This window comes from Deltaproteobacteria bacterium (assembly GCA_016183175.1).
In the GTDB taxonomy this organism is placed as follows: Bacteria; UBA10199; UBA10199; order UBA10199; family SBBF01; genus JACPFC01.
The window spans coordinates 4115-11948 of the sequence record JACPFC010000076.1; the positions used below are offsets into that span (position 1 = coordinate 4115).

The 7834-nt window shown below is 52.9% G+C and carries 9 protein-coding genes; 5 read left to right on the forward strand and 4 right to left on the reverse strand.

Annotation, left to right across the window (positions count from 1 at the left end; all coding sequences use genetic code 11):
- From HYU99_07975 to HYU99_07985, 3 genes are all read right to left on the reverse strand, one after another.
- On the reverse strand, positions 1–798 hold a 798-nt coding region (locus HYU99_07975), incomplete at its 3' end, for a glycosyltransferase family 39 protein (protein MBI2340284.1).
- A 6-nt stretch (positions 799–804) separates the two neighbouring features.
- Positions 805–1917: a beta-lactamase family protein gene (locus tag HYU99_07980; GenBank protein MBI2340285.1), complete on the reverse strand. Its 1113-nt coding sequence runs from the start codon at positions 1915–1917 to the stop codon at positions 805–807.
- A complete protein-coding gene (locus HYU99_07985; GenBank protein ID MBI2340286.1) occupies positions 1910–2782 on the reverse strand; it encodes an LD-carboxypeptidase in 873 nt (290 codons plus the stop codon). Before HYU99_07985 ends, HYU99_07980 begins: the two co-directional genes overlap by 8 nt.
- Positions 2783–2960: 178 nt before the next feature.
- Here HYU99_07985 and HYU99_07990 point away from each other — a divergent pair, with 178 nt between their 5' ends.
- The 4 genes from HYU99_07990 (at position 2961) to HYU99_08005 (ending at position 6801) form a co-directional block, all read left to right on the forward strand.
- Complete coding sequence (locus tag HYU99_07990; protein ID MBI2340287.1) at positions 2961–3539, forward strand: helix-turn-helix transcriptional regulator; 579 nt, start codon at positions 2961–2963, stop codon at positions 3537–3539.
- A 67-nt stretch (positions 3540–3606) separates the two neighbouring features.
- Positions 3607–4584 carry a thiamine pyrophosphate-dependent dehydrogenase E1 component subunit alpha gene (locus HYU99_07995; GenBank protein MBI2340288.1) on the forward strand — a complete coding sequence of 326 codons (978 nt, stop codon included), beginning with the start codon at positions 3607–3609 and terminating at the stop codon, positions 4582–4584.
- Positions 4574–5551 carry an alpha-ketoacid dehydrogenase subunit beta gene (locus HYU99_08000; GenBank protein MBI2340289.1) on the forward strand — a complete coding sequence of 326 codons (978 nt, stop codon included), beginning with the start codon at positions 4574–4576 and terminating at the stop codon, positions 5549–5551. Before HYU99_07995 ends, HYU99_08000 begins: the two co-directional genes overlap by 11 nt.
- A 5-nt stretch (positions 5552–5556) precedes the next feature.
- Positions 5557–6801 carry a 2-oxo acid dehydrogenase subunit E2 gene (locus tag HYU99_08005; protein ID MBI2340290.1) on the forward strand — a complete coding sequence of 415 codons (1245 nt, stop codon included), beginning with the start codon at positions 5557–5559 and terminating at the stop codon, positions 6799–6801.
- Here the strand turns inward: HYU99_08005 and HYU99_08010 are convergent.
- Entirely contained in the window at positions 6793–7410 is a 618-nt protein-coding gene (locus HYU99_08010) for a CPBP family intramembrane metalloprotease (GenBank protein MBI2340291.1), read from the reverse strand. The two genes, HYU99_08005 and HYU99_08010, sit on opposite strands and share 9 nt — an antisense overlap.
- Before the next feature lie 7 nt (positions 7411–7417).
- Between HYU99_08010 and HYU99_08015 the strand changes: the two genes are divergently transcribed.
- A partial coding sequence (locus HYU99_08015; protein ID MBI2340292.1) for a serine--tRNA ligase occupies positions 7418–7834 on the forward strand: 417 nt, incomplete at its 3' end.

Genomic DNA, 7834 nt, shown 5'->3' on the forward strand with positions numbered 1-7834 from the left:
CCCCAGAATCAGATTTTTAAAAACAGGGATTGTCTCTTGCCCCGCCTGAATATATTTAAGACTCCCCAAAAGGCTCCACCGGACAAAATCGGGCCAAACGCCGATGGCCCAGAGAATTCCGAACGTCATTCCCAACGGAACCACAAAGCCTCCCAAAAAAACCAGAGAACGAATAAGAAAAGTTGATGGTTCCTCCTTTTTGAACCGCAGGGAAAAAAGGAGAAATGAAAAGATGACGACCAGCTGGATGCCCGCCTGATATTTCAACAAAAAAGCAAGCCCCACAAAAAAACCGGCGAGGAAGTCGTCCGCGAGATCCAGAACCCTGTCCCCGCGAAGCCAGAAATAAATTGAAAGGGCAAGCGGCAAAACTATCACCGACGTGATGCCGGTGGCGATGAACTTGGGGAAATAGGTTGTGGAAAAAACAGCGAAGAAAAGGGCGGCAAAATAACCTTCTCTCTCGTTTCCATTCTCTTTGGCGATGCGGTAAAGGGTGAGGCTTACCCCCAGTGCGACCAGAAGGCCGGCAAAATGAACCCCCATCATGTTGTATTTTCCAAACAGGGTGAAACAGGCGGCGTAAAAAAGGTGGATAAGCGGCGGCTTGGTGTCAAGGCTGTCCTTGTACGGAAGCCCGCCGTCCATCAGCACATGCGCAAAGCCGGCGAACTGTGATTCATCCATGTCGAGAAAAGTGTAGTAGAAGGAGGAAATGCGGAGAAAGACGGAAAGGAAAAAAAGGACGACAAAAAAGCGGATTTTTTTTTCAAAAAGCCGGTCAAAGACTTTTGACATTTTTTTTCAGGTCAGATTCAATGATTCTATAATCGTGTTGTGTATTTTCGGACGAAAGACCCTGATTCTGTCGTTTTCCCGCGACGGGTGGACGCGGTTGGTCAACAGAATAGCATAAATATCCTTATCCATATCCCACCAGAATGAACAGCCGGTGTAACCCAGATGGCCGATCGAGTTCGGTGAAAAATATTGACCGCAGGATGCGTGGGCAGATGGTGTATCGAAACCGAAGGTAAAATAGGGGACATTCATATCGCGGCCGTCGGGGATGACGGTAAATCGGTTGAAAGTTTCCCTTGAAATCAATTTGCTCCGGCTGTGACGGGCTTTTTGTAATTCGGCGATCCATTTTTGGACCTCTTCGGCCGTTGAAAAGAGGCCCGCGTGTCCGGCAATGCCCCCCATCAGCCAGGCATGGTCGTCCATCACCTCGCCACAGAGGATTTTTTGGCGCCAGGGGCATTTTTCGGTCGCGGCGAAATGATCCGGATTGCCGTCCACCGGCTTGCGGTGATGCCCCAGAGGGTTGAAGAAGGTTTTTTTCAGATTCAACGGCTCCGCGATTTTTTGTCTGAAAAGGAGGTCGAGTGATTTTCCGTAAATCTTTTCCAGGATAGCTCCAAGAAGGATGTATCCCAAGTCGCTGTAAACTGTTTTTTTGCCGACGGGCGCCTCCTGTGGCTCCGCCAGAATTTCTTCAACAAGCCAGTTTTTTCCCTTGTCCTCGGCGGCCCAGCCGGGGGCCAGGGCAAGCATTTCTTCATAGTAAGGCCTCCAGGCGGGAAGGCCGGAGGTGTGATTGAGAAGGTGTTGAAGAGTGATTCCTTGTTGGGTTGTTTCCGGAAAATATTTCTTTAGCGGATCATCGAGGAAACATTTTTTTTCCTGAAGGACCAACATAAATAAGGTGGCGATGGCCATCGGTTTGGTGAGAGAGGCGATGTCAAAGAGAGTGGGGGGCTCCACGGACCGCTTTTTGGGGTCAATCTGCGCCGAACCGTAAACCTTGTTCCACAGAATTTTGTTTTCTTTGCCGACCAACAGGCTGGCGCCGGGAAAGACGCCCTCTTTGATTCCCTTCTCTATCGCGGTATCAACGGGATGCAAATTACTCACGGCACGCCCCCTCCAAAAATTCCAGCTTCTTTTCATGCGCGGTCAGCCGGGCCCTGATGCCGAGCGGCAGGGTGATCTTCACCGGTCCGTGCCCGGCGGGGAAATTAAAAAGGATCGGCCCTTTGAAATCGCGCAGAACATCCATCGCCGTAAAGTTGCCGAAAAGAATGCCGCGCGCTTTTTTGAGTTTGCCCGCCAGGACAATCTGGGTCAGCATCCGGTCGACGGAGTAGGGTTTTTCGTTCGTGTCCTCCAAAAAAAGAATCTTGTTTGCGGTGTCGATTTCATATGGCGTACCGAGCGAGGCCACGACCAGCGAGAGGCATCCCCCCGTGAGAAGCCCTTCGCAGGCGCCATCGTTTAAAGATTCGGTCTCTTTGAAGATAAAGGGGCCGAGCGGTTTTGTCTGTGTGACCGCCTGATAGAGGGCATTTTTTGTCCGCTCGTCCAGATTATTTGTGAGATCCTTTGCCACCACCGGCCCGTAAAAACCGACCCATCCATCCCTCTGATAAAGGTGCACCAGGAGAGAGGTGATGTCGCTGTAACCGAGGATGATCTTCGGATTTTTTTCGAAGCGGACACGATCCAAGTAGGGAAGGATTCGCACCATTCCATACCCCCCGCGTGCGAAGAAAACAGCCTTGATGTCCGGATTTTGGACCAGCTCCAAAAGTTCCGCCGCCCGCCGTTCGTCGGAGCCGGCCAGGTAATGTTTTTTGTCGAAAATGTCTTTGCGGTAATAGACCTTAAAACCGAGCGATTCGAGCGTTTTGACCCCGTTATGAAAGGCCTCCACCTCAAACGGGCTGGAAGAGGCGGCAATGCCGATGGTGTCGCCGGGTTTGAGGGCGCGGGGTTTCATTTGTATTTGGGGCCCTTTCGGCCCGTTTGATGCTACTCGCGTCATGGGATTTCGGGCCTCAAATGGCCCCAAACCCCGCGCCTCGCACTGGCAGAGCCAGATGCTCGGCTTGTTTTTAACCATAAAAGTTTTAGCTTTGCCAATCAACGGGAATCTTCTAGAATTCAATTTGTACACCATGTCCACAGATATCCAACAGTTGAACCTGGGACGGAAGATCCGGCGCCTTCGGGAGTCACGGGGAAAGACGCTTCGGGAATTCGGCCTTGAAGTCGGGATCGATTACAATCTTTTGGAAAAAATCGAAAAGAACGAAATCTATCCCCCCGTGGCCACCCTTTTGAATGTCGCCCATGCCTGCGGCAGGGAACTGGGGTATTTTTTTGATGTCAGCGAAGAAGATAAATCGTACAGTCTGGTGAAAAAGGGAAAGGCGCAAAAGGCGCCGCGTGTTTATCCCAGGGGGAAAAACCCCTTGAGCTACACCTTTCACACGCTGGCGCCGGAAAAAATCGCCAAAAAGATGGAGCCGTTTCTGGTGGAGTTTTTGCCGAAAAATGAAGAGGTGCCGCCGGTGGCCCACGATGGCGAAGAGTTTATTTATGTTTTGGAGGGGAATCTGGAATTTCGCCTGCAGGATGAAAGGGTAAAATTAGGCGAAGGGGATTCGCTCTATTTTGAGTCGAAGTATCCGCACGCCTTTCGGGCGCTGGGGGGCAAAAAGGGAAAGGCGATTGTGGTTTTGTATCCTCATTGATTTGTGGATAGTGAATAGTGGATAGTGGATAGTGGATGGTAAAAAACGATCCACGATCCACGAATAGATGGCTCTCAACAAAAATCAACTCCTGGAACTTTATCGCTATCTCCGTCTCACCCGAACGCTGGAGGACTGGATCTATTACATCTGCGCCAACCAGAACCCCAGGGAGCCGCTGGTTATCGGCAAAGGTTATCTCTCCACCGGACAGGAGGCGGTGTCGGTGGGGGCGGCCTACACCCTTAAAAAAGGGGACTGGCTGGCGCAGTCGCATCGGGACCTGGGAGCCCTTCTGGTGCGGGGCATGACGGCGGATGAACTGTTGGCGCAATATTTCAGCAAGGCCGCCTCGCCAACAAAAGGGAGGGATGCCAACGTGCATTTGGGGGATACGTCCAAGCACATCCTCGGTTTTATTTCCCACATGGGGGCGATGACGCCGGTGGCCAACGGCATCGCCTGGGCGGCAAAGTACCGGAAAGACCCGACGGTGGTTCTGGCCTTCTTTGGCGACGGCGCATCGTCGCAAGGGGTGGTCCACGAGGCGATGAATTATGCGGCGGTTTTCAAGCTGTCGGTGGTGTTCATTTGCAACAACAACCGCTGGGCCATTTCCACGCCGCTTTCCGAGCAGTTTGTGATTGAGAATATCTCCGACCGCGCAGGCGGCTACGGCATGCCTGGGATGGTCTGTGATGGAAATAATGTCGTTGAGGTTGTTGAAACGGTCCAACCGGCGATTGACCGGGCCCGGCGGGGAGAGGGCCCCTCGCTTATCGAGTGCAAAACGATGCGAATGACCGGCCATGGAACGCACGACATGGCCAAATATGTCCCGGAAGAAGAACTGGAATTCTGGAAAAAGAGAGACCCGATTCAAAACATGGAAAATTATCTGAAAGAGAAAAAAATGGCCGATGATGCCTATTTTAAAAAGGTTGTGGCGGAGTTGAAAAAAGAAGTGGAGGAGGCGACCGAGCGGGTGAAAAAATTGCCGGGACCGAAGGTGGAAAGTGAATTGAGGGACGTTTATGCCCCGTGAAATCTGGTATGCCGATGCAATCCGCGAAGCGCTCCAACAGGAGATGCGGCGGGACGACTCCGTCTATGTCTTTGGCGAGGATGTCGCCGCCTATGGCGGCGTCTTCGGCATCACCAGGGATTTGCTGGCCGAGTTCGGCCCCATGCGTGTTCGGAATACGCCGCTCTCCGAGACGGCGATAATCGGCGAGGCGATCGGTTCCGCGATCTACGGCCTTCGTCCCGTCCCCGAGATCCAGTTTGCCGATTTTTTGACGACGGGATTCTCCCCTCTTGTGGACATCGCCGCCCCCTATCACTACCGGATCGGCACTCCATTGCCCATCACCATCCGGGCCCCGGCCGGCGGAGGCTTGAGGATCGGTCATTTTCATTCCCGGTGTCCGGAGGCCTGGTTTGCGCACGTTCCGGGGCTGAAGGTCGTGGTGCCGGCCACGGCCCATGACGCAAAGGGACTTCTTGTCGCCTCGATCCGCGACAACAATCCCGTTCTTTATCTGGAACAGAAAAAACTCTATCGCGAAATAAAAGATGATGTGCCTGAAGAGTTGTATACGGTGGAATTAGGGAAGGCGGTTGTCCGCCGCGAGGGAAAGGATATCACACTGATTACTTACGGAAGTCCTCTGTATCTGGCCTGTACCGCGGCCAAGCAGTTGGAGAAAAAGGGGATCGGTCTGGAAATTATCGACCTGCGCACCCTGATGCCGTACGACAAAGAGACGGTGCTTGCCTCGTTTAAGAAAACAAACCGGGCGATTATTTTGCACGAGGCGCCGAAGATCGGCGGTTTCGGCGCCGAAATCGCCTCGATGATTGGGGAGAAATGTTTCGACCAGTTGGCCGCCCCCATTGTCCGCATTGGCGCGGGACATACGCCGGTGCCGTCGAATCCGGTGCTGGAAGATCACTATCTGCCGAGTCTTAAAGATGTTGTGGATGCCGCCGAGAAATTGATGCAGTATTAATTCCCATGCCCACAAAGATCATCCTCACCATGCCCCAGCCGGGGGAGACGATCACCGAAGGGAATATCGTGAAGTGGATTGTCAAGCCGGGAGACTTCGTCAAAGAAAAACAACCGATTGTCGAGCTTGAAACGGAAAAGGCTCTTTTTGAATACGAGTCCCCCTATGAGGGAAAACTTTCCGAAATAGTCGCGCCGGACGGATCGACCGTTGCCGTCGGCAATCCGATTGCCGTTTTCGAGGTGGAAGACGCAAGGGCGGCGACCTATTTCATGCTTGGGATCGGGAAAAAAGTTGACGGGGGGGCGGGCAAAGTAGAAAGAGCCGAAAAAATAAAAAAGGAATCGGCGCCGGCCAAGGCGCAAAAAGGCGAGGCAGGAGCGCAAAAACTCTCCCCTCTCGTCCGCCACCTCCTGCAGGAATACAACATCGATCTCGCCGAACTCGACCGCATCAAGGGGACCGGCCCCGGCGGGCGGATCACCAAGGAAAACATTCTTCAATATCTGGAATCTCAAAAAAAACCGGCCGCGGCCAAAGAGGCCGAAGAAGAAATCATCCCCTTTTCGCCGGTTCGCCTGCGGATTGCGGAGAATATGATGCGGTCAAAGGCGAACATCCCTCACGCGCATACCACTTCGTCAATCGATATGACGCCGGTGGTTGAATACCGCAACCGCGTCAAGGCCGACTTTGAAAAAAAGAACGGTATTCCCCTGGGGTTGCTCCCGCTTCTTTTCCCTGCCCTTAAAAAAGCGATTCGGGAATATCCGGTTGTCAATGCCGGCGTCCGCGAGGAAGGGGGTAAAAAGCTCCTTGCTGTCCACAAGAAAATCAATCTGGGAGTCGCTGTGGATACCGAGCGTGGCCTGTACATCCCGGTAATTCCCAATGCGCAGGACAAAGGTTATCTCGATCTGGCGCGCGAGCTTGAGGCGCTCATTAAAAAGGCGCGGGAAAACAAACTAATGCCGGCCGATCTGACGGGGATGACCTTTACCTTCAACAACTACGGCTATTACGGGACGACGCATGGCGTCCAAATCATCCTGCCGCCCCAGTCCACCACGCTCGGCATGGGGGTGATTGAAAAAAGGGCGTGGGTGGTCGGCGATCAGATTCAAATCCGTCATGTGGCGGAATTCACCGTTGCCTTCGACCATCGCGTCATCGACGGCCGGGACGCGGGGCTTTTTCTTTCCTCCCTCAAAAAATCGCTGGAAAATTTCTCCGAAAAAGATCTACATTAACTGAAACACCGCCAGCGCAATCATATTGTTGACCCAATGCGCCAGGATGGGAAGATAGAGATTGTTCCGATAATTCCGGCACCAGCCCAAAAAAAGCCCCAGCAGAAAATAAAAAAGGAACAGCCAGGGGTTCAAGTGGCTTAAGGCAAAGATCAGAGAGGTCACAACAACGGCCCGCGGCGGACTCCATTGGTTTGCAAGGGCCGTCTGCAAATACCCCCTAAAAAGAGTCTCCTCGCAAATGGCGGGAAAAAGTCCGATGGTGAATGTCAGCCGGAGAACGTCCAGCAAAGAGTCGGTTTGAAGGATGCCGCGAATGAGGTCCCGTAAACCCTCCGGCGCCGGAAAAAAGTGATCCCACAACGGAATGAAGAGATTCAGCACAACGGAGACAAGGAGAGACAGGCCGAAAACCGTCAAGATCGGCCGCGTCCAGGGTCTTGTCATTGCGAGCAACTGTCCTGGTTCCGGAAGAAAGCGGTAAATCGCCGTGACGGCGGGGATGAAGAAAAAAAGGATCTGATAGATCCAGACGTCGCGGATGGGGAAGGCGTAATTAACCAGATAATAGGCTGAAAGGGCGGAGATTGTGTAAAGAATCGGGAGCATCTTTTATTTGTCATCGGTCATCGAATCGGAGTATACAGAAAAGATGCTGGATATTAAATGGATAACGGAAAACCGGTCCCGGCTGGAAAAGGCGCTCAAAGACCGGAACGCGACCGTTGATTTGTCTCCGCTGAAAACCCTCAACGAAAAACGAAAGGCGCTCCAGATGGAGTTCGACCGCCTTCGCGCCGAGCAGAATCAAAAATCGCAGGAAATCACCAAATTTCAGAAGGAGAAAAAAGATGCCTCGCCGATGATCGCCGCGATGCAGAAGGTGGCAGGCCGGGTCCGCGAACTCGGTCCGGTAATCTCCCAGGCGGAAGAGGAGTTGAACAAGGTCCTTGCCGTTATTCCCAATGTTCCCCACGAGAGCGTTCCAGTGGGAAAGGATCCGGCCGACAACAAGCAAATCCGCGTCTGGGGG

Bases quoted from the DNA above. Each gene is read 5' to 3' on its own strand.
- HYU99_07985 (MBI2340286.1), bottom strand. From the start codon at position 2,782: ATGAAACCCCGCGCCCTCAAACCCGGCGACACCATCGGCATTGCCGCC.
- HYU99_07990 (MBI2340287.1), top strand. From the start codon at position 2,961: ATGTCCACAGATATCCAACAGTTGAACCTGGGACGGAAGATCCGGCGC.
- HYU99_07995 (MBI2340288.1), top strand. From the start codon at position 3,607: ATGGCTCTCAACAAAAATCAACTCCTGGAACTTTATCGCTATCTCCGT.
- HYU99_08000 (MBI2340289.1), top strand. From the start codon at position 4,574: ATGCCCCGTGAAATCTGGTATGCCGATGCAATCCGCGAAGCGCTCCAA.
- HYU99_08005 (MBI2340290.1), top strand. From the start codon at position 5,557: ATGCCCACAAAGATCATCCTCACCATGCCCCAGCCGGGGGAGACGATC.
- HYU99_08010 (MBI2340291.1), bottom strand. From the start codon at position 7,410: ATGCTCCCGATTCTTTACACAATCTCCGCCCTTTCAGCCTATTATCTG.